At 50.9% G+C, this 24,163-nt stretch carries 29 protein-coding genes; 20 read left to right on the top strand and 9 right to left on the bottom strand.

What is annotated here, in order from left to right:
- The 4 genes from JWZ98_RS13600 to JWZ98_RS13585 all read right to left on the bottom strand — a co-directional run bounded on the left by JWZ98_RS13600 (position 1) and on the right by JWZ98_RS13585 (position 2,815).
- Positions 1 to 372, bottom strand: coding sequence for a hypothetical protein (locus JWZ98_RS13600; protein ID WP_205450436.1), 372 nt, complete (start codon positions 370 to 372; stop codon positions 1 to 3).
- On the bottom strand, positions 369 to 731 hold the full coding sequence (locus JWZ98_RS13595; protein WP_033156585.1) for a NifB/NifX family molybdenum-iron cluster-binding protein: 363 nt from the start codon (positions 729 to 731) through the stop codon (positions 369 to 371). Before JWZ98_RS13595 ends, JWZ98_RS13600 begins: the two co-directional genes overlap by 4 nt.
- A 156-nt stretch (positions 732 to 887) precedes the next feature.
- Positions 888 to 2,282: a DUF6513 domain-containing protein gene (locus tag JWZ98_RS13590; RefSeq protein ID WP_205450435.1), complete on the bottom strand. Its 1,395-nt coding sequence runs from the start codon at positions 2,280 to 2,282 to the stop codon at positions 888 to 890.
- Entirely contained in the window at positions 2,279 to 2,815 is a 537-nt protein-coding gene (locus JWZ98_RS13585) for a flavoprotein (RefSeq protein WP_205450434.1), read from the bottom strand. The genes JWZ98_RS13590 and JWZ98_RS13585 overlap by 4 nt, the downstream gene beginning before the upstream one ends.
- A 226-nt stretch (positions 2,816 to 3,041) precedes the next feature.
- Here JWZ98_RS13585 and JWZ98_RS13580 point away from each other — a divergent pair, with 226 nt between their 5' ends.
- On the top strand, positions 3,042 to 4,643 hold the full coding sequence (locus JWZ98_RS13580; protein ID WP_205450433.1) for an AAA family ATPase: 1,602 nt from the start codon (positions 3,042 to 3,044) through the stop codon (positions 4,641 to 4,643).
- A 9-nt stretch (positions 4,644 to 4,652) separates the two neighbouring features.
- On the opposite strand, the gene JWZ98_RS13575 is transcribed toward JWZ98_RS13580, so the two are convergent.
- Entirely contained in the window at positions 4,653 to 5,354 is a 702-nt protein-coding gene (locus tag JWZ98_RS13575) for a ComF family protein (protein ID WP_205450432.1), read from the bottom strand.
- A gap of 70 nt (positions 5,355 to 5,424) precedes the next feature.
- On the opposite strand from JWZ98_RS13575, the gene bioB reads away from it, so the two are divergent.
- From bioB to JWZ98_RS13525, 10 genes are all read left to right on the top strand, one after another.
- Entirely contained in the window at positions 5,425 to 6,414 is a 990-nt protein-coding gene (bioB, locus tag JWZ98_RS13570; RefSeq protein WP_205450431.1) for a biotin synthase BioB, read from the top strand.
- Positions 6,414 to 7,574, top strand: coding sequence for an 8-amino-7-oxononanoate synthase (gene bioF / locus JWZ98_RS13565; protein ID WP_205450430.1), 1,161 nt, complete (start codon positions 6,414 to 6,416; stop codon positions 7,572 to 7,574). Before bioB ends, bioF begins: the two co-directional genes overlap by 1 nt.
- The gene (gene bioH / locus JWZ98_RS13560) at positions 7,571 to 8,332 is read left to right on the top strand and encodes a pimeloyl-ACP methyl ester esterase BioH (RefSeq protein ID WP_240347992.1); all 762 of its coding nucleotides are present in this window, start codon (positions 7,571 to 7,573) and stop codon (positions 8,330 to 8,332) included. The genes bioF and bioH overlap by 4 nt, the downstream gene beginning before the upstream one ends.
- A complete protein-coding gene (gene bioC / locus JWZ98_RS13555) occupies positions 8,329 to 9,117 on the top strand; it encodes a malonyl-ACP O-methyltransferase BioC (RefSeq protein ID WP_205450429.1) in 789 nt (262 codons plus the stop codon). The genes bioH and bioC overlap by 4 nt, the downstream gene beginning before the upstream one ends.
- Entirely contained in the window at positions 9,114 to 9,809 is a 696-nt protein-coding gene (gene bioD, locus JWZ98_RS13550) for a dethiobiotin synthase (RefSeq protein WP_205450428.1), read from the top strand. The genes bioC and bioD overlap by 4 nt, the downstream gene beginning before the upstream one ends.
- 54 nt (positions 9,810 to 9,863) lie before the next feature.
- Complete coding sequence (locus tag JWZ98_RS13545) at positions 9,864 to 10,259, top strand: bacteriohemerythrin (protein WP_033156576.1); 396 nt, start codon at positions 9,864 to 9,866, stop codon at positions 10,257 to 10,259.
- Positions 10,260 to 10,512: 253 nt separating this feature from the next.
- A complete protein-coding gene (gene coxB, locus JWZ98_RS13540) occupies positions 10,513 to 11,643 on the top strand; it encodes a cytochrome c oxidase subunit II (RefSeq protein WP_033156575.1) in 1,131 nt (376 codons plus the stop codon).
- A 53-nt stretch (positions 11,644 to 11,696) separates the two neighbouring features.
- Positions 11,697 to 13,313: a cytochrome c oxidase subunit I gene (ctaD, locus tag JWZ98_RS13535; protein WP_033156574.1), complete on the top strand. Its 1,617-nt coding sequence runs from the start codon at positions 11,697 to 11,699 to the stop codon at positions 13,311 to 13,313.
- Between the two features lie 155 nt (positions 13,314 to 13,468).
- Complete coding sequence (locus JWZ98_RS13530) at positions 13,469 to 14,011, top strand: cytochrome c oxidase assembly protein (RefSeq protein ID WP_205450427.1); 543 nt, start codon at positions 13,469 to 13,471, stop codon at positions 14,009 to 14,011.
- 11 nt (positions 14,012 to 14,022) lie between these two features.
- The gene (locus JWZ98_RS13525) at positions 14,023 to 14,898 is read left to right on the top strand and encodes a cytochrome c oxidase subunit 3 (protein WP_033156572.1); all 876 of its coding nucleotides are present in this window, start codon (positions 14,023 to 14,025) and stop codon (positions 14,896 to 14,898) included.
- 63 nt (positions 14,899 to 14,961) lie between these two features.
- On the opposite strand, the gene JWZ98_RS13520 is transcribed toward JWZ98_RS13525, so the two are convergent.
- Positions 14,962 to 15,222 (bottom strand): twin transmembrane helix small protein, encoded by a 261-nt coding sequence (locus JWZ98_RS13520; protein WP_033156739.1) that lies wholly within the window; start codon positions 15,220 to 15,222, stop codon positions 14,962 to 14,964.
- A gap of 85 nt (positions 15,223 to 15,307) precedes the next feature.
- On the opposite strand from JWZ98_RS13520, the gene JWZ98_RS13515 reads away from it, so the two are divergent.
- The 7 genes from JWZ98_RS13515 to JWZ98_RS23510 are packed head-to-tail and all read left to right on the top strand — an operon-like array spanning position 15,308 to position 21,087.
- The gene (locus tag JWZ98_RS13515; protein ID WP_033156571.1) at positions 15,308 to 16,051 is read left to right on the top strand and encodes an SURF1 family protein; all 744 of its coding nucleotides are present in this window, start codon (positions 15,308 to 15,310) and stop codon (positions 16,049 to 16,051) included.
- Positions 16,044 to 16,631: a hypothetical protein gene (locus JWZ98_RS13510; RefSeq protein ID WP_033156570.1), complete on the top strand. Its 588-nt coding sequence runs from the start codon at positions 16,044 to 16,046 to the stop codon at positions 16,629 to 16,631. Before JWZ98_RS13515 ends, JWZ98_RS13510 begins: the two co-directional genes overlap by 8 nt.
- A 4-nt stretch (positions 16,632 to 16,635) precedes the next feature.
- Positions 16,636 to 18,603 (top strand): signal recognition particle-docking protein FtsY, encoded by a 1,968-nt coding sequence (gene ftsY / locus JWZ98_RS13505; protein ID WP_205450426.1) that lies wholly within the window; start codon positions 16,636 to 16,638, stop codon positions 18,601 to 18,603.
- A gap of 19 nt (positions 18,604 to 18,622) precedes the next feature.
- Positions 18,623 to 19,279 carry a cell division ATP-binding protein FtsE gene (gene ftsE, locus JWZ98_RS13500; protein ID WP_033156568.1) on the top strand — a complete coding sequence of 219 codons (657 nt, stop codon included), beginning with the start codon at positions 18,623 to 18,625 and terminating at the stop codon, positions 19,277 to 19,279.
- Positions 19,280 to 19,281: 2 nt separating this feature from the next.
- Positions 19,282 to 20,244: a permease-like cell division protein FtsX gene (gene ftsX / locus JWZ98_RS13495; protein ID WP_033156567.1), complete on the top strand. Its 963-nt coding sequence runs from the start codon at positions 19,282 to 19,284 to the stop codon at positions 20,242 to 20,244.
- A 4-nt stretch (positions 20,245 to 20,248) separates the two neighbouring features.
- Complete coding sequence (locus tag JWZ98_RS13490; RefSeq protein WP_033156566.1) at positions 20,249 to 20,680, top strand: YcgN family cysteine cluster protein; 432 nt, start codon at positions 20,249 to 20,251, stop codon at positions 20,678 to 20,680.
- Positions 20,665 to 21,087 (top strand): hypothetical protein, encoded by a 423-nt coding sequence (locus JWZ98_RS23510; RefSeq protein WP_165385948.1) that lies wholly within the window; start codon positions 20,665 to 20,667, stop codon positions 21,085 to 21,087. Before JWZ98_RS13490 ends, JWZ98_RS23510 begins: the two co-directional genes overlap by 16 nt.
- Positions 21,088 to 21,133: 46 nt before the next feature.
- On the opposite strand, the gene JWZ98_RS13480 is transcribed toward JWZ98_RS23510, so the two are convergent.
- Both JWZ98_RS13480 and JWZ98_RS13475 read right to left on the bottom strand, forming a co-directional pair.
- Positions 21,134 to 21,319: a hypothetical protein gene (locus tag JWZ98_RS13480; RefSeq protein WP_033156565.1), complete on the bottom strand. Its 186-nt coding sequence runs from the start codon at positions 21,317 to 21,319 to the stop codon at positions 21,134 to 21,136.
- A gap of 11 nt (positions 21,320 to 21,330) precedes the next feature.
- Complete coding sequence (locus JWZ98_RS13475) at positions 21,331 to 21,624, bottom strand: hypothetical protein (RefSeq protein ID WP_101051954.1); 294 nt, start codon at positions 21,622 to 21,624, stop codon at positions 21,331 to 21,333.
- 271 nt (positions 21,625 to 21,895) lie between these two features.
- Between JWZ98_RS13475 and JWZ98_RS13470 the strand changes: the two genes are divergently transcribed.
- Complete coding sequence (locus tag JWZ98_RS13470) at positions 21,896 to 22,435, top strand: copper resistance protein NlpE (protein WP_033156563.1); 540 nt, start codon at positions 21,896 to 21,898, stop codon at positions 22,433 to 22,435.
- 100 nt (positions 22,436 to 22,535) lie between these two features.
- On the opposite strand, the gene JWZ98_RS13465 is transcribed toward JWZ98_RS13470, so the two are convergent.
- On the bottom strand, positions 22,536 to 23,072 hold the full coding sequence (locus JWZ98_RS13465; protein WP_205450425.1) for a gamma carbonic anhydrase family protein: 537 nt from the start codon (positions 23,070 to 23,072) through the stop codon (positions 22,536 to 22,538).
- An 80-nt stretch (positions 23,073 to 23,152) separates the two neighbouring features.
- Between JWZ98_RS13465 and JWZ98_RS13460 the strand changes: the two genes are divergently transcribed.
- A complete protein-coding gene (locus JWZ98_RS13460; protein WP_205450424.1) occupies positions 23,153 to 24,163 on the top strand; it encodes an SPFH domain-containing protein in 1,011 nt (336 codons plus the stop codon).

Genomic DNA, 24,163 nt, shown 5'->3' with positions numbered 1-24,163 from the left:
TTAGGCTTCCGTTTCTTCTACATCCCGGCGCTCCAGCAAGCCTTGCTCACGGATCATCGCTTTAAAACCTTTCATCACCGGCCGGGAAATCGCGGTTTCCGCCATCAGACGTTTTTCGTAAATCAGATTTTTCAGGGCTTCGTCGTCTTCGCGAGTGCGGGCGGTTGCAATCAAGGGATGTAGATCGGCTTGCAGCAGTTGCCCGGGCAAGTGTTTGACGCAGTCGTAAAGCAGTGCCATCAACACTTTTTCGGTCGGCCGCATCTTGCATTTGCCGTCGATGATTTTCAGCATCACCGTCACCGCGCAATCGACGTGAATCGGACTGAGGGGGTGATCTTTCACCCATTGCTGAACATGCTCAGGCGTCATCCGATCTCCTCGCCGGCTGCGGTGCGCTTGGCATAGTCCAGCAAGGATTCTTCAACCGCCGCATAGGCGTATTCAGAAACCGCGCGCACACCGATGGCATGGACTTTGGCGGTGGGACCGTCGCCGATACGCGCCACGAACACTGCGTAACAGTCTTTAATGGTTGCCAAAATGCCGGGCATTGCGGACTCGTCGGCATGCTGGCCCAGGCAGTAATTGGCCACTTCGCGGGTTTCTAATAATTCGCAACTGGCTTCGGAGACGCTATACACCGAAAATTTTGTGGCATGGCCGAAATGTTCGTTGATGGAAATATTGTCCTTGGTGGCGACGGCCAGTTTTAACGGAAACTCGGGCATGTGCGAGGGCTCGTTCGGGTGAATGGGATTTAGCCAAGAAACAAGCAAGACCAATACCAAATGAACTGAGCCTGGAATGGTGGGGTTTTGGCGAGACTAATGCAGAAATGGATTGAAGCTTTGTCGAGTTTACGACAAGTGCAGCCGACAAACGGCTTAGTCATCGTGCTTTTTTAAGGTGCTGCCGGCGGGTTTGAAGGTATGTAAATCCACGGTTGGCTCGGTGCCTTGCGCGGCACAGCCCCAACTCAATTGCTGATCCTGGGTGAAGCGCTTGCCCAACTGCCAGGCTATCTCGGCTCGGGCCAGTTCCACACCCAAATAAAAGGCGTGGCCGCCGTCGGTTTCGACGTGCAGTTTGGGGTATAAATCAAATGGGTCTTGTGCGGTGTGCAGGCCATCGCGGTTAAATACATGAATGCCGTCGCTGCTGACCTGAATGCGGTAGCTGGGGTCTTTAATTTCCGCGGCCAAACTTTCGATTTCCTCGCGGCTGTTCAAAAACGGCGAGCTGTCATGCACGGTCAGCAAATCCGGCGCGATATGCTTGGGCAGGGTATTGTGCTGCTTGGCGGTGTACATGATGCGCCGGGCGCTGTCGGCTTCCTTGATCGCGCGGCGCGCGTGTTTACTCACTTCCGTTGCCAGAATATGGTTAATATTCAACTCCGAACAAATCCCCAACAAAATCGCGTTGACGCCGGAGGTGTCGGCGTGGGTCAGTTCGGTGAGATTGCCGACGCCCATCATCATTTCCACGTCCGGATAGCGGCGGCGGAATTCGTAATTGCGGACGATGGAGTCGGTGAAGCCGAAGTGGATTGGATCGAGGATAGGATCGACGATGAAGGCGCGGTTTTTCGCACTCAAGATTTCGATGGCTTTATCCAGCGTGCTCAAGTCGCCGTGGGTTTCCGGAATCAGAATCGGCGTGGTCGCTACCTCGTCGGCAATCCATAGACTCTTGGCGGTCAAGCTCAGCATGTAATCGGCGCCGGCTTTACCGCCGGCCAACAAATCGGCGTCTTCCAGCGAATCGATGCTGACGGTGAAACCTTCTTGCTTCAAGGTGCGGATGCAATCGGCCAGATGCGGAAACGGCGTGCCGGGCAGGCAGCCAATGTCGATCACATCCGCGCCGTTGGCTTGGTAATAATAAGCGCGCTCAATCACCGCCTCGACACTGATGCTAGGCGCGTCGGTAATTTCCGCGAAAATTTTGGTTTGGTATTGGCTAAGGTCGTAATGCTGAGCGGCCATGCCAAAATGCTGGGGTAGGTCTTTAATTTCTTCCGGGCCGCGCTCGAAGGGCACGCCGAAATGTCGGGCTAGAGCATCCAAATCGCCTCGGCAGCGGCCCGGTAAAATCACCCGGTCAGCGCCTTGCGCGTCCGGCAGACGGCGGATGATCATGTCGCTGGTAATCAACGCCGCCACCGTTACGCCCATCACATACACCTTGTATTGAAAGTCCGGCTGCATTTTTTCCAATACTTGCCGGACTTGTTTCTCCGCCAGTCGGCCGGTGATGAACAGGATGCGTTCGGTCATAGACTGGCTAATCGCGTGTTGACGGCGACGATTAGCTGCTCGACATCATCGACCACTTGGGTGTAAGGAAAGCTGCGGATTTTGTCGGTGGCTTCCAAATCAATGGGGCGCGGATAGACCATGAACTTTTTCTTGCCGGGTGCCGTGGTTTCTATTTCCGGCAGGGTGTCGCAAGGGTAAACGATGCTGGGCACGCGGCATTTGCCGGCTTGGGAATACAGGTTAGTGACCAACGAATCGGCGATGCCCAACACGCATTTGGCGATGGTATTGGAGGTAGTGGGGGCCATGACAAAGGTGTGGTAATAACCTTTATAGAACAAACCAACCGGTGGCGCCGAGGCGGCTTTATCCCGATATACCGCCATCTTGGCGCGGATGTCGTCCAGGCGAATACCGTACATTTTCAAGACTTCCTCGCCGGCCTGACTCAAATACAAATCAACATTATCCAGCGTCAGCATGTATTCAAGACATTCTTCTATATAGTGTCCGGAGCCGGTAATAGCCCAGGCGAGACGCGGTGTGGTCATGGCATGTGTAGTCGTTTTGTGGACAGAGCATTATACGTGAAGAAGGTGGCTAATCGACCATTCGCCGGCGATACGATCCGGGCTGTCGCTTATGTGCCGACATTTACAATTTGGTTTGTTGTATGAATTCATGAATTTATAAGATTGGGCTTACAATATTGCCCGAATTCGGCTGGTTTGGTTTGCCGATCTATACGCGACCTAAACAGCCTATTTCATTGCCATCATGGACAGTTTATATATCTCAGAACAGGGCCCATCAAAACCGCACCTTATCGTGTTTGCCGGTGCCAAGAGCGGCGTCGGTAAAACCAGTGTGGTGGCTAATGTAGCGGCGGCAATGGCATTGCGCGGCAAGCGGGTCTGCGTAGTCGATGTCGATACCGGCTTGTCCAATATCAACACTTTGCTCGGGCTGCGGCCGGCATATCGTTTGGAGCAGGTGTTACGCGGTGAAAAAACTATCACTGAGATTTTGCTGAAAACCGGCGACGATGTTGGCGTCGTGTCAGCTGCGCAACTAATGGGCAGTGCGCCTGTCTCCGCCGAGCAGATACATAGGCTGACGGCTGCATTGGCGGATCTGGAAACGCAATTTGATTATTTTTTGATCGACACGGCTGCGATGCATACCGAAACGCTGTTGCGCTTTATCGAATTGGCGCAATCAACTTTTTTAGTGGTCAGCGGTGATCCTGCGGCGCTAACCGATGCCTTTGCGCTGCTGAAGTCTTTGAATACCCGCCAGTATACGGGCAGCCTGCGCGTCGTGGTCAATCAGGCCCTGGATTACCCGGCTGCGACCGATACCTATCGGCGGTTTGCCGCCGTGGCGGAAAAATGCTTGAAATTGAAAGTGGAGTACGGCGGCTTTGTGATTCGCGACGAGAATCTGCCCAAAGCCGTTGCTTTGCAGATGTCGGTAGTGGATTTGGCCGTCAATTCCCCGGCCAGTCGCTGTTTGTTGGCCTTGGCGGATAATATTATCAAGCACATCGGGTGCGAAACCGCAGGTACCGGGTTGGTGGAGTACTGGCAAAGGCTGTTAAGCGCTACGCCGACCAGGCAAATTGTGGGTGATGATGCCGATGCTGAGCCGGTTAACTCGCTAAGTCCTGCTGATAGAGCGGAAATGAGTATCAGTGAGTTGAGTCGGAGGTTGTTGTTGGCGATGAAGCAGCAACTGCTCGACCAACCGGCGCTGGAACGCTTTATCGGCGAATTTGTAGAAACCTACTGCGAGCAATTCGGCCGTTTTCCGAATGCCTTCAAGCCGCTGTTTTATCGTTGGCTGGAAACCGAAAATTATGCCGAGCCCAGATTGATTGAATTGGTAGCGACGCTGGAGGCTTTGCATGCGATGCGTTATCAACGGCCAATGTTCAGCCTGGAAGAAAATGCGGCGCGATTGGTGGCGCAGCTACAAGGACAGCAAGAACAGCATAAAAACTTGGTGGAACAATTATGCACGGCTTATCGGCAGGCTTTTCACGCCGAGGTATTCGACGCCGAACAGGTGTTGCTGGAACGCATGCAGGCCGAGGATTTCACCGAACAGCATTTCGAAGAATTGCTGCAAAAATTGCGGGATGGCTTTCAGACCCGCTTTAAACGGCCTTACCAAAGTCGGCACGAGTTGGCGCTGGCGTCGGCGGTCGAGGCTTTAAATGTCATGGGCGTCGATCAACACAATTTGCAGGACGAGATCACGATGCTGATGCACGGTTTTCAGCTGTTGGGTTCGCGGCGGGAAAAATTGCTGACTACTCTTAATGCCTTGCAAAATTCTGGTTTACCGCTGGCAGACTCGGCCATCCGGGATAATTGAGACGGTATTTTAGGCTCGCGCGCAAACCCAGACATCGACCTTGCCAACTCCGGCTTGTTTTAGCGTAGCGGCCAGCGCCGAGGCAGTGGCGCCGGTGGTCATGACATCGTCAATGATTGCAATATGTTGAAACCTCAGTGGCTTAACAATCTTGAAAGCCAGGCGCATGTTTTTCCGGCGTTGCTTGGCAGGTAAGCCGGTTTGGTGGCCGGTATCGCGCTGGCGAACGCAGCTATGCAAATCCAGCGGAATGCGGAGCTGCCGGGATAAATGCCGGGCAATTTCTATCGACTGATTAAAGCCACGTTCGCGGTAGCGCTTGGGATGCAACGGTACGGGTAACAGACAATCCGGCAGTTCCGCGCTATCGGCAATATGCTCGGCCAGCAGGGCCGCGATTAAGCGGGCGTTTTTATAATCGTTGGCAAACTTTAATTGGCCGATCAAATAGCGCATCTGGCTTTGGTATAAAAACGGCGCGTAGGTCTCGTCGAAGGCCGGCGATTTCTTCAGACAACGGCCGCAGAGTTGCGGTATATCAATCGCGGTCTCGAAATGTTCTCCGCAACGGTAGCAGCATGAAAGATTACGCGGCAGGTCGGTCAAGCAGCCCAGGCACAAATCCAAATCGCCGTATCCCGGGCTTGCGCATAACACGCAACGTGGCGGCAGCAATTTCTTCTGTATAATGTTCAGCCAGTTGTTTACCATAATTTTAAATACAGGTTGATGAGTCGGTGTCCGACGCCGGTTTTGTCCTCACTTTTCGGAGATTATCAGAATGTCTGCAAGCCAGAAACCCTTGGAATCAACGGCCACCATCCGTCACGATTGGCAATTACACGAAGTCGAAGCTTTGCTGGCGCTACCGTTTAACGATTTGATTTTTCAGGCGCAAAGCGTGCACAGGGTGTATTTCGATCCCAACGAGATCCAGGTGAGCAGTTTGTTAAGCATCAAGACCGGTTCCTGCTCCGAGGATTGCGGCTATTGCCCGCAAAGTGCGCGCTACGACTCCGATTTAAATCCGGAAGCTTTGATGCCGGTTGACGCCGTCTTAAAAGCCGCGCAGCAAGCCAAGGAGCAGGGCGCGTCGCGGTTTTGCATGGGTGCGGCTTGGCGTAGTCCGAAGGACAGAGACATCGAAAGAGTCGTGGAAATGGTGCAGGGCGTGAAAGCGCTGGGTATGGAAACTTGCGTAACGCTAGGTATGCTTAGCGATAAGCAGACCCAAGCCTTGAGGGACGGCGGCCTGGATTATTACAACCACAATCTGGACACCTCCGAAGATTACTATTCCGAAATCATCACGACCCGTACTTATCAGGACCGTTTGGATACGCTGGAACGGGTACGCGACGCCGGCATCAATGTGTGTTGCGGCGGGATTGTTGGAATGGGTGAATCGGAAACCGACCGCGCCAAATTGTTGTTGCAACTGGCGAATATGCCCAAGCATCCGGAAAGTGTGCCTATCAATATGTTGGTGCAGGTGGAAGGTACGCCATTGCACGGCACCGAAGCGCTGGATCCTATCGTGTTTGTGCGTACCATCGCCGTCGCCAGAATTCTGATGCCGCAGTCGCGGGTACGCTTGTCGGCAGGACGGAAAGCGATGAGCGACGAGATGCAGGCTTTGTGTTTCCTGGCCGGCGCCAATTCGATTTTCTACGGCGATAAGTTGCTGACCACCGATAATCCAATGACCAACCACGACCAGCAGTTGTTTGAGCGCTTGGGCGTTAAAATGGGCGGTTCCAGCTACGCCTAATGGCCAATAATTTCTACGACTTTGCCGGCCAGCTGCGGCAGCTGGAGCGCGATAACCTATATCGGCGCCGCCGGGTAGTCGATGGTCCGCAAGGCATTACGCTGAATGTCGATGGCCGGCAGCTGATCAATTTTTGCAGTAACGACTATCTGGGGCTGGCTAATCATCCTGAGGTTGCTGCAGCGTTTAAAGCTGGTGTCGATCGCTTCGGAGTTGGCAGCGGTTCTGCGCATCTGATTTGCGGTCACAGTAGCGCGCATCATGCTTTGGAAGAAGAATTGGCGGCCTTTACCGGTCGGGAGCGAGCCTTGCTGTTTTCGACCGGTTATATGGCCAATCTCGGCGTGATTTCGGCATTGTTGGGTCGCGGCGATACAGTGCTGGAGGACCGTTTGAATCACGCTTCTCTGTTGGACGGCGGTCTGTTGTCACGGGCGCGTTTTCAGCGCTATCGACACGTGGAGGTCGAGGACTTACGAGCCAAGTTGTCTACTGCCGCCGGCAAGGTTTTGGTGGTCAGCGACGGTGTATTCAGTATGGACGGCGATTTGGCGCCGCTGCCGGCGATGGTCGAGTTGGCCGAACAACATCATGCCGGTTTACTGATCGACGATGCCCATGGTTTTGGCGTACTCGGTAAAAACGGCGGCGGCGTTGTCGAGCATTTTGGTTTGAGTCAGGATGACGTACCCATTCTAATCGGGACTTTGGGCAAGGCATTTGGGACCTTCGGCGCCTTCGTGGCCGGTTCCGAGGATTTGATCGAGATGCTGATTCAAAAAGCCCGGAGTTATGTCTTCACCACCGCCTTGCCGGCGGCTGTGGCCGAGGCGACACGCGCCAGTCTGCGCTTGTTGCAAGCCGAGTCCTGGCGCCGCGAACAATTGCAAAATCTAATCCGCCGTTTCCGGCAAGGTGCGCAACAGCAAGGTTTGCAACTGGTGGATTCTTTTACCGCGATCCAACCCGTTCTGATTGGCGAAAGCGGCCAAGCCTTGGCGGCTAGTCAGCGCTTGCTGGAACAAGGGTTTTGGGTAAGCGCGATTCGGCCGCCGACCGTGCCGGCCGGCAGTGCGCGCTTGCGGATCACTTTTTCCGCCAATCACACCGAACAGCAGGTCGATGCGTTGCTGGATGCATTGGCCAAGGCTTTGCCATGACCGGCATTCATAGAGAAATATACGGCCGGGGATTACCGTTGGTCATGCTGCACGGTTGGGCGATGCATAGCGGCATTTGGCGCGAGTTTGCCAGGCAACTGGCTCGGCATCGCCAGGTGATTTGCCTGGATTTGCCCGGTCACGGCCGCAGTGCCGGTTTGGATGCATATGACCTTTCGGCTATTACGTCCGCTTTATTCGATGCGATTCCGGTCAATCGTTTTAGCTTGTTAGGTTGGTCGCTGGGCGCTACGGTGGCTTTGGATATGGCGGCGCGCCGTCCGGAACGAGTGCAGTCGTTGTTTTTGCTGTCCGGCAATCCTAAATTTGTCAAAACTGCCGATTGGCCGGGAGTGAGGCCGGAAGTGTTGGATGGTTTTGTCGCCCAACTTAGCGACGACACGAAATTGACCTTGCAGCGCTTTTTGGGTTTGCAAGTGCAGGGCTTGCCGGAAAGCCGGCAGTTGTTACAGCAATTGCGCTTGGCAGTACATGAGTGCGATGCGCCGGCGCGCGATGCGTTGCAGGGTGGTTTGCAAATTCTGAAAAATAGCGATTTGCGCAAGTCCGTCGTGGGCTTGCACTGTCCGACCACGGTCATGCAAGGCGATAGAGATACTTTGATTCCGGTGCAAACCGGGCAAGCTGTAAAGACTTTAAACACGCGCGTCAAACTACATCTCCTCGCAAATGCCGGACATGTGCCTTTTTTATCGCACGCCCAGCAGTTATGCGACATCGTTGCTGCGGCTGAATGAGTTTTGCCGTGTTGGATAAGGCCAAAATTAGGCATTCGTTTGCGGCGGCGGCTGGGAGTTATGATTCGGCGGCGATGTTGCAACGTCAGGTGGGATTAGCCCTGCTGCAAAAATATCCGTTGCAATCCGCAACGGGCTGGGTGCTGGATATTGGGTGCGGCACCGGTTTTTTGACGCGAAGTTTGCCGTTAGATGGTCTGAATCAGTCTTGTTTGGCATTGGATATTGCATTGCCCATGCTGCAAGCGTCGCGACGGAACAACGGTGCTGTATCGGTAGAATATGTTTGTGCCGATGCCGAAAAACTACCTTTTGCGGATAACAGTCTGCAACAAGTTTATTCGAATCTGGCCGTGCAGTGGTGTCAGGACTTGCCGGCGGTATTTGCTGATGTACGGCGATTATTGCGTCAGGATGGGCAGCTGGTATTTTCAACCTTCGGTCCGGAAACCTTAAAAGAATTGAAAGCCGCTTGGACCGGTGTCGACGACTTTGTTCATGTTAACGATTTTTATAGTGCAGGGCAGATTGGTGGTTTTTTAAGGGCTGCTGATTTTGGGCGGGTTGATGTGGATACTGTGATGTATCGTTTATCTTACCCCACGGTGCTGGCTTTGATGCATGAGCTAAAAGATCTGGGGGCGCATAATGTTAGCGATGCCAGAAATCGGCGACCCACCACCCGTTCGCAATTGCAGCGCATGATACGGCGCTACGAAAACAGTATGGTAGGCGGTGAAATAGTGGCCAGCTATGAAATTATTGTCGTGCGGGCCAGCTTATGAAATCCGCGTTTTTCATTACCGGTACGGATACGAACGTCGGCAAAACCTGGACGACGATTGCCTTGATGCGCAACCTGCAAATGCAAGGCTTGAGTACGGTGGGGATGAAGCCGGTGGCCGCCGGCTGTGAATGGCATGACGGGATGCTGAAAAATTCCGATGCGCTACTGATGCAGCAATACGCTTCGGTGTCACTAGAATACTCGCAAATCAATCCGTACGCTTTTGAAGCGGCAATATCCCCGCATTTGGCTTGCGGTGGTGTAGATGTTTCAGTGGATGTTGTTTCAGATGGATTTACCCGCTTACAACAACGGGCTGATGTGGTACTGGTCGAGGGTGCAGGCGGTTGGTATTCGCCAATGAGCGGGGTTTTGGACAACGCCGGTCTGGCGCAAGCCTTGCGTTTGCCGGTGATTCTGGTGGTGGGTGTGAGGCTGGGTTGTATCAATCATGCGCGCTTGACTATGTCGGCCATACGCCAGGCCGGCTTGTCTTGTGCCGGTTGGGTGGCGGTGCAAATTGATCAGGCTATGCCGGGTTTTGACGGTAATTTAACGTATTTACGTGAGCGTCTGGATGCGCCTCTATTGGGGATTTTGCCGTTTTCGGCTGCCGGCGATTTTGAGTTGTTGGCGGCTAAATTGAGTTTGCCAAACTGGCAAAAAGTTGATGTAAATCAAAAAAAATGAAGAGCAGATGTTCAAAATGACGACTCCATTACAAAAACAACCAGGAGACGTTATATGGCTTTAATTACTTGGACTGCGGCTCAATATGGCACTAATGTCGGATTTGCCGACCAAGAGCACCAAACCTTGTTCGGTTTGCTGAATAAACTGTACGATGAAGCCACGGGCGGCGCCGCGCGCGCAACCGTTGGCGCTTCGCTGGATGCACTGATTGCCTATGTGGTTGATCACTTTGCTCACGAAGAAAAGGAAATGGTGGCAAAGGGCTTTGCTGGTTATGATAGGCACAAAGCCGAGCACGAAGCGTTGATCGGTATCTGCGCGGATTTACAGAAAAAATTTCATGCTGGCGAAGCCGAAGTCACCGAAGACGTGGGGCAATTGGTCAAAAGCTGGTTGGATAGCCATATTCCTAAATTCGACATGGCGTATTCTGAAGCATTGAAGTAATGACAGCATAAATCTGTCTCTATTACGCAACAAAAGGCTTGCGAGCAGCGATGCTCCCAAGCCTTTTTTATGTGTATTTTTTACAAACGGGAAAACCTCTTCTGGTTTGTGGGTGAGTCATGGGTTAAAATTGCCCAGTTAATTTATGATAATTATCAGTAAATGGAATTGTTCGCCGGTTAAAGGGTCTTGCGACGATATTACGAAGATATAACGCATACAAGTTTATAACTACCAATGGGGAGGCTGCTCCGTGAAGAAAACAAAGCAACTGCTCGCTTGTTTAGTCCTGATGGCTTTAGGCTTGGGGACTGCGCATGCGGACTATACACTCAACCTGATGAAGGGCGTGACGCAACTCAGTAACGAGCTCTACGATTTGCACATGCTGATTCTGTGGATCTGCGTGTTTATTGGGATCGCGGTGTTCGGCACTATGTTTTACTCGATTTATCATCATCGTAAATCAAAGGGCCATAAAGCCGAGCAGTTTCATGAGAATACGACTGTTGAGATCATCTGGACCATCATTCCTACCCTGATTCTGGTGGGTATGGCGATTCCTGCCACCAAAGCCGTAATCGATTTGGACAAGGTGCAGGACTCAGAGATGAGCATTAAAGTCACCGGTAAACAATGGTATTGGGAGTATGAATACCTGGATAGCGGCGTGCATTTCGAAAGCCATTTAGACGAGGCCAGCGAAAAAACTCATAGGGTCAGTTCCATGGACCCGCGTAACGTGCCCAATTACTTGTTGAACGTGGACAAGCCGCTGGTGGTGCCGGTCGGTAAGAAAATCCGCTTTCTGTTTACTGCTGGCGACGTGATTCACTCCTGGTGGGTGCCTGATCTGGGCTGGAAAAAAGACGCCAACCCCGGTTTTATCAACGAAGCTTGGACTTCAGTTGATAAACCAGGCACTTACCGCGGCCAATGTACCGAGCTATGCGGTCGAGACCATGGCTTTATGCCTGTGGTAGTGGTGGCGATGGAACAGGATCAATACGACGCCTGGGTGAAAGCGACTCTGGAGAAACAGAACCAAGCACCTGATTTGAGCGACCAAACCCGCAACACGCTGATGGCAAAAGGTGAATCTGTTTATCTGAAAAACTGCGTGGCTTGCCACCAGATCGATGGTAACGGCATCTCCGGTTGGTTCCCCGCTTTGCGAGGCAGCGCGAAAGTCACCGGCAATATGGATCAGCTGATTGGTTTTATTCAGGCAGGTACGAGCAAAATGCCGGCCTTCAAAAAATTGCCGGATGACGAATTGGCCGAACTGATCACTTACATCAGAAACGCGCCGGCATTGGGTAACAACGTGGGTGATGAGATTCAGCCTAATAAAATCACACCTAAATGGGACGATGATGAGTAATTCACTGATTTTCGCAATGAACTCATTTTCTAATTTTTGCTGAGGTATAAAGTATGACTGCTGTCGTAGCTGAACATGATGATCATCACGATCACCACGATCACGGCCCTGAGAAGGGCGTTTTACGGTGGATATTTACCACCAACCACAAAGATATAGGCACCTTGTATCTGGTATTCGGCCTGGCAATGTTTTTTGTCGGTGGTGCCATGGCATTGGTTATACGCTCTGAATTATTCGAGCCAGGCCTGCAATTTGTCGATCCAAACTTCTTTAACTCCATGACCACCATGCATGCTTTGGTGATGGTGTTCGGCGCCGTCATGCCGGCGTTCGTTGGCTTGGCAAACTGGATGATTCCGATGATGATCGGTGCGCCGGATATGGCCTTGCCACGGATGAACAACATGAGCTTCTGGATGTTGGTGGCAGGCGTATTATTGTTGGCCAGCACTTTGTTCATGGAAGGTGGCGCGCCATCGGGTGGTTGGACTTTTTATCCGCCCTTGGTTTTCCAAAACGGTAAATCCTTCCCGTTCGCTATTTTCTCTGTGCATTTGTTGGGTATCTCATCCATCATGGGTGCTATCAATGTGATCGCCACCATTTTTAATATGCGCGCGCCTGGCATGACCTTGATGAAAATGCCATTGTTCGTGTGGACTTGGTTGATTACTGCCTTCTTGTTGATCGCTATCATGCCGGTATTTGCCGGTGCGGTAACCATGTTGTTGACCGACAAATTCTTCGACACCAGCTTCTTCGATGCAGCCGGCGGTGGTGACCCAGTGTTGTACCAACACATCTTCTGGTTCTTCGGACACCCTGAAGTGTATGTCATGATTCTGCCGACCTTCGGTGTGGCGTCGACCATCATTCCGGTATTTGCCCGTAAGCCGCTGTTTGGATATGCCTCTATGGTGTATGCGACCGGTGCGATTGCCTTCTTGTCTTTCATCGTTTGGGCTCACCACATGTTTACCGTGGGTATGCCAGTCGCCGGTGAGTTGTACTTTATGTACGCCACCATGCTGATTGCGATTCCGACCGGCGTAAAAGTGTTCAACTGGACCGCTACGATGTGGAAGGGCTCTATGACCTTCGAAACGCCGATGCTGTTTTCGATTGCGTTTGTGGTGCTGTTCACGATGGGTGGTTTCACTGGCTTGATGATGTCGGTAGCGCCGGTGGATTTTCAATACCACGATACCTATTTCATCGTTGCCCACTTCCACTACACCTTGGTGCCTGCGTCTATTTTCATTCTGATGGCTGCCGGTTATTTCTGGTTACCTAAATGGACCGGCAATATGTACAACGAGAAGATCGGCAAGCTGCATTTTTGGTTGTCAGCGGTATCGGTGAACATCTTGTTCTTCCCGCAACATTTCCTGGGTTTGGCTGGTATGCCGCGTCGTATCCCCGATTATGCGATTCAATTCGCCGATTGGAATATGGTGTCCAGTATTGGTGCTTTCATCTACGGTTTTAGCCAGCTGTTGTTTGTTTACATCGTCATCGACACCATCCGCGGTGGAACCGGCGAAAAAGTGAGTGACGAGGTTTGGGAAGATGCCAGCAAACACAGTCTGGAATGGACCGTGCCTTCGCCTGCGCCTTATCACACCTTCAGCACACCGCCGGCGAGAATCCCTACCGAGCATTTTTAAGGCTTGAAATGAGTGACTGAAATAAGCCATGTCATTTGACATGGCTTATTGGGTAATGAAATGGATACAAAAAAGAAAAACATTTTGACCGCTTTGGTGTTGTTTGCGGTGGCCTTTACGATATACGTATTTGCGGTTATTAAGGCTATCTCGCAATGAGCGACGATATTGGGCAAAAAAATATCAAGTTGGTCCGTAAGCTGGCGCTTGTCGCAATTGCCATGTTTGGTTTTGGTTATGCTCTGGTGCCACTTTACGATGTGCTTTGCGATTTAACCGGTTTGAACGGTAAAGTTGAAGGTCAAGCGGTTCAGGAGGCGGCGTATCAGGTGGATAAAAATAGGGAGGTGACTGTCGAGTTTCTCACGTCCTTAAACGAGTCCACTCCGATGTTGTTCCGTTCAGAAGTGAAAAGCATGAAAGTGCATCCCGGTGAATACTACACCGTTAATTTTTATGCCAAAAATACCACTAACAAGCCGATGATTGCCCAAGCGATACCTAGTATTACTCCCGGCTTGGCGGCAGAGTTTTTTAAAAAGACTCAGTGTTTTTGCTTTTCTGAACAAACTTTTGCAGCAAACGAAGAAAAAACCATGCCGGTCCGTTTCGTTGTAGAGCCGGCGTTACCCGAACGCTATAAGACCGTCACGCTTGCATACACTTTTTTTGATAACACTAACATCAGTAAAAAATAGAGGGGAAGGATATGTCTACACACGATAGTTATTACATACCGCATAAAGCCGTATGGCCGGTTTTGGCTACCGGCGGTTTGATGATGACGCTGGCGGGGTTTGCTAATCATCTGAACGGTTCGTCGATCGGTTCCGGCATGATGCTGACGGGTTTTGTGATATTTTTGGTGATGCTTGGTTTGTGGTTTGCGTTGCAGTCTACGGAGAGCGAATCCGGTATGTACAACCACGGTGTCGGTATTTCTTATCGTATGGGCATGATGTGGTTCATTTTTTCCGAAGTCATGTTCTTCGCCGTTTTCTTCGGTGCACTTTGGTACACACGTAATTTGTCCGTGTCTTGGCTGGGTGAAACCGGCTTTCCAAGCGGGCCGGGCCGTTCGACACACGATACTTTGTGGCCGGCTTTTCAATCAGTTTGGCCTACCAACGGTCCCGGTAAAGTAGGTGGTGATTTCGAACCGATGGGTGCGTTTGGTTTACCGTTTCTGAATACCTTGTTGCTGTTGTCCAGCGGTGTAACTTGTACTTGGGCGCATCACGGTTTGTTAGCAAAAAATCGCGATCAACTGATCAAAGGTTTGATCGCTACTGTTGGTTTGGGCTTTTTGTTCGTAGCATTCCAAGCGACCGAGTATTACGAAGCCTACCATGAAATGGGTTTGACTCTGGGTTCGGGCATCTACGGTTCAACCTTTTTTATGTTGACCGGTTTTCACGGTTTCCATGTCTGTGTCGGTGCAATTATTTTATCGGTCGTGTTGTTCAGAAGCTGGAAAGGTCATTTCACCCCGGAAAACCACTTTGCCTTTGAAGCAGCCGCTTGGTACTGGCATTTTGTCGACGTGGTCTGGTTGGGTCTGTTCGTGTTTGTTTACATGATGTAACAGCTGTTAATCAAACCGGAAAAAGCGCGGTCTTTACGGATCGCGCTTTTTTTTTGTCGATTTTTAAGGGTTTGACGTTGCAGTTGCTGGATTTTGGTTGGCATGCATGCGGGCACCGATGCCGTGGGGTTGAACCATGCCTGTGGCGTACGCGATGAACAGTAGGACGAATAAGGCCAGCGAGAGACCGATACGCATGGTTAAAGCCTTGGCGGTCTTGGCCGAATCGCTGTCTTCCTTGTGTTTGACAATATGAAACAGCGCGGACCCGAGGCTGATGACGATGGCCAGGAATGCGACGATAGTGAGCGTTTTGATGAGCATGGCGGCAATAATAAATAAAAACCTGCATTCTCGGCGATTCAGGTACGCTTGCCAATAGCACATATCCACCCAGGAGCAGTCACCGATGATCAAATTTAGTATGCGGGGTATCGAATTCCGTTGTTCATTACTCGCCTTAAGCGGATACCTGCTGTTATTCGGTTTGTTGTGCGGTTTGGGGGTTTGGCAATTGGGACGCGGCGAACAGAAGTCGGTTTTACTGGCGCAACAGCAAGATGCTGTCAATGCGGAAGCCTTGGATTTAACGCCTCAAACCGGAATAGATAAGGATGTTTTGCGCTATCGGCCGGTTTTAGTGACTGGGCACTACGATATTAACCATCAGGTTTTGATCGATAACCAAACGCTAAACGGCAAACCCGGCTACCTGGTTTTAACGCCGTTTTTGCCCGATAGCGGTCAGCCTGGCATATTAGTGAACCGTGGTTGGATTCCGTTAGGCGCTTCCCGCGAAGTTTTGCCGGACATTGGTATCAGCACTGTGACGCAGCAAGTACGTGGCAGAATTAACCGTTTTCCTGAGCCAGGTCTGAAATTAAAAGGTGCGGAAATTCCGGGGGAAACTTGGCCGGTCAGAGTACAAGTAATAGATGGCCAACTCTTGGCGGATAGGTTGGGATATGCGTTGGCCGATTATCAGATCGAACTCGACTCGGCGCAGCCCGATGGCTATCAACGGCAATGGAAGATTGCTGTGGCAATCCCACCTGAAAAACATAGGGCCTATGCAGTACAATGGTTCGGCTTAGCGCTGACCTTAACAGCCCTATTTATTTGGATTAGCAGTCGAAAAATACACCGTGGATAATCAATATAAAAAAAACCGCATCACCATCGTAGTGATATTCGCCATGTCCATCGTGCCCTTTGGGTTTGCGTGGTTTTTGGCGAAAAATCCGGACATCGTTAGGCTAGGCACCAACAATGGCGTGCTGATCACTCCACCGCAAGTAACCTCGGCTGATGAATTTTCCGGTTACGACACATTTTCTGCGCAAAATATGCAGGAGTTGAAAGGCCATTGGGTGTTGGTCAATCCTGTGCCGAGGGACTGCGGGGAAACCTGTCGCGATGCCTTGTATAAAACCCATCAACTGACATTGATGATGGGTAAGGATATTGCCCGGATTCGCCGCTTGGCGGTGTTGTTTGAAAAAACTTATCAGCTGCCGGCGGAATGGCGCGATGACGGTCGCTTATTAAAAGCCTTGCCAGCCGTCTCCTTAAAGGAAAAGTTAACACAATTAAACGCGCAGCCCTTGCCGGAAGGCATGCTGATCATCATGGACCCACTAGGAAATCTGATGATGCAATACGCTCCGGGCTACGATCCTTACCAAGTCAAAAGCGACTTAAGCAAGTTACTCAGAATTTCACAAATCGGTTAGAAATATGTTCAGAAAACTAACTCTGTGCTGCGCGTTGTTGGCGCTGCTAGTCATCATCGTCGGCGCGTATGTGCGCTTAACCCACGCCGGCTTGGGTTGCCCGGACTGGCCTGGCTGTTACGGCAAGGCTTTCGTCAGTGACAGCGTGGAATTTAAAGCCGATGCGGCTGCTGTCTTTCCGCAGTATGCCTTGGATACCGCAAAAGCTTGGAAAGAAATGGCCCACCGCTATTTGGCTGGCGGCTTGGCGCTATTGGTGTTGGTTTGGTTTGGATTGGCGTGGAGGGAAAAACCGCGTTCGCCTGCAGTCATGCTGACCACTCTGGTATTGCTGTTGATAGCCGGGCAAGCCGGTTTGGGCATGTGGACGGTGACATCCGGCACGCGACCCGGCGTCGTAACAGCGCATCTGTTGTTGGGTTTTTTTACGTTTTGGACTTTAGGTTGGAGCTATTTGCGGCTTAATCCGGCTGCCGAAGCAAGGCCGGTTCGTTCCGGCCCCATCCTATTTACCGGTTTGGCGATACTGGTCTTGCTTGCGCAGATTGTGCTGGGCGGGTGGGTCAGTAGCAACTATGCCGGCCTAGCGTGTAGCGATTTTCCGCGTTGTAACGGCGAATGGTTACCGGGCGGCAATTATCTGAGTATTTTGGATCTGTTTAGGGACAGCGGTCTTTCCGCCGATGCGAAAATGGCGATACAGGCATTGCATCGCGTTTTGGCTGCTTTCACTTTCCTGGTGCTCAGCGCTTTGATGTTGTCCGCAACTTCGGAACGCCATCCAAAACCGGTGCGGTTGGCGGGAAATATCCTCAGTATGCTGTTATTACTGCAGATCGCACTAGGGATTTTTAGCGTCAAGTACCAGCTGCCTCTGGCGTTGGCCGTTGCGCATAATGCGGTCGCTGCGTTGCTGATGTTGCCGTTGCTGGGGATTCTATTTTACAGCCGTTATCGCACGGGAACCGAGGACGAAAGTGTAGCCTTCGAAGCCTCTGAGACTGTTGCAACCGAACAGGTGCCCGCGGAAGTAACTCAGGTTAGCAGCGAAGATTCTTTATATTTGCGTTTAACCACTCAGCTGAAAAAAACCAGAACCGGCCTGGGCGGGGTACTGAGCAGCTTGGCATTCGGGCAAAAGGCGCTGACCAAGGAGTTATTGGCCGACATTGAAGCCCAATTATTGATGGCCGACTTGGGCATCGAAACCACCACGCAATTGATTAAACAGCTGACCGATAGTTTGGAGCGCGATCAACTCAGCGACGGCCAATTATTGAGCCAAACCTTGAAGCAAAATTTATTAGCGATGCTGGAACCTTGCAGCCTGCCGTTGCAAATTCCCAAACAAGATGGGCCGTTCGTAATTTTGGTGGTGGGTGTTAACGGTGCCGGCAAGACAACTTCGATCGGTAAACTGGCTAAACGCTTGCAGCAACAAGGCCATAGCGTCATGTTGGCGGCGGGCGATACTTTCAGGGCCGCCGCAGTCGAGCAATTGCAAACCTGGGGCGAGCGCAACGATATTCAAGTCGTGGCACAGCATACCGGCGCCGATTCCGCATCGGTGATTTTCGATGCCTTACAGTCAGCCAAAGCCAAAGGGGTGGATGTATTGATCGCCGATACCGCCGGACGTTTGCATACCAAGTCCAACTTGATGGACGAATTGAAAAAAATCAAACGGATCATGGGCAAACTGGACGAGTCAGCCCCGCACGAGGTATTGCTGATACTGGATGCGGGCACCGGGCAAAATGCTTTGTCGCAAGCTAAACTATTCAACGAAGCGGTAGAACTGACCGGCATTGCCTTGACCAAGCTGGACGGCACCGCCAAGGGTGGCATTATATTCGCGCTGGCTAATCAACTGCATATTCCGATTCGTTTTATCGGTGTGGGCGAGCAGATTGACGATTTGCAGGATTTCAATGCGCAAACCTTCGTCGATGCCCTGTTTGTTCAAGAGTGATGCGCAGTAGTCAGATACCATGTTGAGATTCGAACACGTAAGCAAACGCTATCCCGATGCCGGCGAAGCCTTGACCGATGTCAGCTTTCATTTGCATCGCGGCGAAATGGCATTTTTAACCGGCCGTTCCGGTGCCGGCAAAAGTACGTTGCTGAAGTTGATCGCGATGATGGAGCAATGCACGCGCGGCAGCGTGTTGCTGGATGGCCAGGATATTACGCGCATCGGCGAACGGAAGATTCCCTACATGCGTCGTAATCTGGGCCTGATTTTTCAGGATTACAAACTGCTGAACGATAGAACGGTATTCGATAATGTGGCCCTGCCGTTGGTAGTCTCGGGTTATAACCACCAGGAAGTGGCGCGGCGGGTGCGGGCATCCCTGGATAAAGTGGGTCTGTTAGGCAAGGAAAGGAAACATCCCTTGGCCCTGTCCGGTGGGGAACAACAGCGCGTAGGTATCGCCCGAGCCATTGTCAATAAACCTAAATTAATTCTGGCCGACGAGCCGACGGGCAACTTGGACCCGGATCTGTCCGCCGAAGTGATGTTCATGTTCGAGCAATTCAAACAGGTCGGGGTGACGGTGTTGATAGCCAGCCACGATATAGAGTTGATTAATCATCTCGGCCATCGAGTATTGACGCTCGATAAAGGTCATTTGATAGCGAGTTGACGATGAAACGCAATCACCGCAGACAAACCGGTAGCAGGCTGCTGGAATTATTCCATGCCTATATGCTCAACCATGCCCATGGACTGTTCTCCAGTCTAGGCCGGCTGAGCCGCACGCCTTTTACTTCCACCATGACCATTCTGGTATTGGCCATCGCCATTTCCTTGGCCAGCAGTTTTTATATCGTGGTCGCCAACATCCAGCAATTAACCGGCAATCTGGAGTCCAGCAATCAGATGTCCTTGTTTTTGCACGACAACATTACCGATGCGGCCGGGCAGAAACTCGCCGAGCAAATCCAGCAAAACGGTAGTGTCATGGAAGTCAAATTCATCAGCAAGAAACAGGCGCTGGAAGAGTTCAAAGCCAATAGCGGCTTCAGCGATGCGTTGAATGCGCTGGAACGAAATCCCTTGCCGAGCGTGATTCAAGTAGTGCCCAAAAATGCGCTGGAAAGCAACGAAGACATCGAAAAATTGATGTCCGATTTTAAACAATTCCCGCAAGTCGATTTCGTGCAGGTGGATATGCAATGGGTAGCACGCTTGCAAACCATCATGCTGATTGCCAGCCGCGGTGTGATGTTGGTCAGTCTGTTACTGGGGTTTGCGGTAACGTTCATTACCGGCAATACCATTCGTCTGGAGTTGCAGAATCGCCAGGACGAAGTGTTTATTTCTAAACTGGTCGGCGCTACCCATGCTTTTATTCAACGGCCGTTTTTGTACACCGGTTTCTGGCTGGGTTTTATCTCGGGTTTTCTCGGTTGGTTGATCATGACTATCATGCTGTTGATCCTGGAAACGCCGGTGGAGAAACTATCGACCTTGTATAACAGTTCATTCGACTTACTGTTTTTGAGTTTCTCGGAGTTTATTTTGCTATTGATGATTTCGTCCATGCTGGCGGTACTTGGTTCCTGGGCGGTGTTGCACTATCAGTTGCGGCAACTAAAACCGCAATAAGCCTATGAATTTTTGGGAAACCAAGACCCTGGCGCAAATGAGCACGGAAGAGTGGGAGTCGCTGTGCGATAACTGCGGCAAGTGTTGTTTGAACAAGCTGGAAGACGAAGACACCGGAGAAATTGCTTTTACCAGCGTGGCGTGCGATTTGATCGATTTAGAAACCTGTCGTTGCACTCGTTATAGCGAGCGTTGCACGCTGGTGCCGGAATGCATCGACTTGAAGCAACATGACTTTGCCGAATACAACTGGTTGCCGTCAACCTGTGCATACCGCTTGTTAACCGACGGTGAATCGTTGCCTAGCTGGCATCCCTTGATCACCGGGACTCGCGAGTCGGTGAAAGAGGCGGGGGTGTCTATCAGCAGTTATGCGGTTAAAGAGTCGCAGGTTACCGATCTGGAAGATCATATTATCGAATGGTTGCAGCCCTGATTCAGGCTGGCTGGGCCGCCGGTCAACTTCGTTTTCCGGCGGCTTCAGGTGTGGAAAAGCCGGGATTACCGATCCCTTGGGTGGACTTTAGCTTATCCTTTGCCGGGCAACATACCTACCGTACCCGGTTTAATTCGTTTGCAACTCACTACGACATCTTCCTGACGGCATTTTGCTTCCTGTGGGTTGCTACAGGTGTCGCAAACTGTGTTACCAGTGCTTTTTACCTCGTCGACATGCCAGCCGTAACCTTGGGACTGGCAGAATTTTTTGCTGAATCTGTCGATATTGTAGTTTTTGGCAGCATTTTCCTTGGCTTTGCTCTCAACTTGGCAGTGCTCGGGGGCCAGAGTGTTCGCCATTATGTCTCGATAAATATATTCGGTAGCCTGGACGGGGCTAGCTAACAATAAAGAGGCTAACAAGGTGCCGATAAAAGTGGTTTTCATCATATTAATCCTCGCGGTTGCCGATGACTCGGATGTTCATTAAGCGATTCTCTTCGGCAATTTGATCCTTGATGGGGGCAAATTTTTCGTTTTCGCTCATTTTTACCGCCAGGATGGCGCCAACAACAACTGCGGTAGCCAGCACCAAATACAACACGAAGTTATCTTTTTCTTGTTTTACTTCTGTCATGGTTTTACCTCTTATAATAATAAATCGGCCAGTGCCGAACCGAATTTGTATTGAAAAACCTGTTCGCCCTTTAACGGGGCCGGCACTGATTTGACGTCAATCTTAGCGATTTCTCCGATACCTATAGCATGCTCGCGCCGTCGAGCCAGATCGAATATTTCGCTGAAAGCATTGAATGCATCAGCCAGGAATTGCGTTACACCTCCATGTAAGCAGCTACGGATTGAAAACACCTGATTTAGGCATTTCTGAGCTGCTTCATGGTAGCGAATCGAAACAATAAAAGAAATGCGCGGGCTTGTCAAACAAATATCGTATCAATATTATACGTTTGCCGTTGTTTTCGCAAAGACTGTCTGCAAGTGGTGTTTGGATTTTGCACTATTATCTGCTCTCCCCAATCTGATCAGGCGCGATTTGGCGTAAAAAGCCGACGGCGCTTTATTTGAAAAGTCTGGAAAAAGCAGCATCTACCGGCGATAAAATATTCGCGAAGTTGAAATTGGCGATTATCCTGGTAGTCTTCGATGCTGTTCTTGTCTAATTACTTTACTCACAGAAATAGAAAAATCTCATATGCAAACATTGACTAGAAAAATTAAAAAATATGTGACGGTGATTTTTTTAGGTGCATTGCTTCCGGCGCTAAACCCGGCTTGGGCGGAATCCGATAAGCAACTCCAGGAAAAAACGCTTAAAGCGCGGGAATTGATTCATCAGAAAGACATGGATCATTCCGCCCATGCGGAACTCGCGGACAAAACCGAGGGATTTCGCGGCGTGTTTTACGGTTATTTGCCCTGCAAGGAAAAAGATTGTGATGGTTTCAAAATGACCTTGTCTTTGAAACAAAAGAACAATTACTTATTGGTCACTCAATACGCAAAAGCCTCTTCCAGAGAGTTTTACGAGAAAGGCAAGTACGACTGGGATGACAAAACTCACATACTGTCGTTAACCTCCAATAAAGGCGATCTGAATCGCAAATTCAGCATCAAAGACGAAGGAACGTTGATACACCTGAATAGCGACGGTACGCCCATGCTCGGCGACCAGGACGATTACACGCTGGCAAGAAGCGATAAATCCAAATCGCGGGAAGTGCATATTCATTAAGCTCTTCCCTGAAGGGTCTAGCCGGTTTTAGATGACGCCGGCTAGTTACATGATAGGCTGTCGGATGCAAAGCGCCGATACAGCCTAGAGAGTATGAAATTTACTCTAATTCAGCTAAATAGTCGTTTTTCAACTTCACATAATGTTTGGCCGAATATTCCAGAAAAGCTTTTTCGTCATCGGTCAAAGCCCGGATTTGTTTGGCGGGTGTACCGACATATAAATAACCGCCTTCCAGCTTCTTGCCGGGCGGCACTAAAGCACCGGCACCCAGCATCACATAATCTCCCAGTTCGGCATCATCCATCACAATTGCACCTATGCCGATGAGACAATAATCGCCTATCGTACAGGCATGCACTACGGCGCGATGACCGATAGTGACGCCTTTACCGATTGTCAACGGATGGCCTTGCGGCGAATAGTCGCCGGCGTGGGAAACATGCAACACCGAGCCATCCTGAACGTTGGTGCCTTCGCCGATGGTAATAGCTTCGACGTCTCCGCGTATCACCGTGGTCGGCCATACCGATACATCGTCGCCTATTCTCACATCGCCGATCACGACCGCCGCTTCGTCGATGTGCACGTTTTTGCCGACCTTGGGTTGTTTGCCTTTATATGCTCTGATTGCCACCGCAACTCCGGTTCTTTGCCATAATTAAACCGCGATGTTACGCAATTAATCGATTCTTCTCCAGTCCAGCGAGGGTAGTAATGGCATTTATAGACGGTATCAGACGGCAACTACGTTCGGTTATCGAATGGGAAAACCCCGATCCAGATCTGTTGTTGGCACAATGGACTGAAAACGGCGACGAAATCAAAAATGCCTCCAAATTAATCGTCGGTCCGGGGCAGGGCTGTATTTTCGTGTATCAGGGCCAGGTCAAAGCGGTGATCGAAGAACAATGCATGATCAATTTAGAAACCGATAACGTGCCGTTTTGGACTACGATCAAGAAATTCATGCAGTTTTTCGAGAGCGAACATAAGGTGGGGATTTATTTCTTCCGCAAAACCAAGATTCTCGATCAGAAATGGGGCACCACTTCGCCAATTAAATATCAGGACCCGAAATATCATTTCCCGGTCGCTTTAAAAGCTTACGGCAACTACAGCTACCAAATAGCCGATGCCAACGATTTTTTCGTCAATATCGTCGGCAGCCATAACCAGATGCGCATTGACGATTTCCGCAACATTCTTTCGGCGCGGATCATTAATCCCATTTCCGACTATCTGGCGGAATGTCAGTATAGCTTTGCCGACATCGACGCCAACCGCGACGAAATAGCTCGCGGCATAGCCATTAAGCTGGCCATCGTGTTTCGCAAGCTGGGTTTTAGCATTAGTGATTTTCGTATCGAAGGTACTGATTTTGATGAAGACACTTTGCGCCGCATTAACCGTATTGCCGACCTGACCGCTGAAGCGCAAGCCGCGCAAGCGGTGGGTTTGGATTATGCCAAGGTGCAGCAGTTGGACGCCTTACGCGATGCGGCTCGCAACGAAGGCGGCGGCGCCGGGCTTGGGATGGGGATGGGCGCGGGCATCGGCTTGGGGCAAGGTATGGCCCAGTCGCTGGGCGCGACGACTAATCAGGTTGCTGCCGATAGCAATCAAACCGTCGCCAAGTTGACCGAATTGAAGCAGCTATTCGAAGCGCAGCTAATAACCGAGACCGAATACGCCGCCAAGAAACAACAAATATTGGATAAGTTTTAG

The sequence above is a fragment of the Methylomonas sp. EFPC1 genome (genome assembly GCF_016925515.1).
Lineage (GTDB): Bacteria > Pseudomonadota > Gammaproteobacteria > Methylococcales > Methylomonadaceae > Methylomonas > Methylomonas defluvii.
This window is presented reverse-complemented; position numbering and strand designations above follow the sequence as displayed.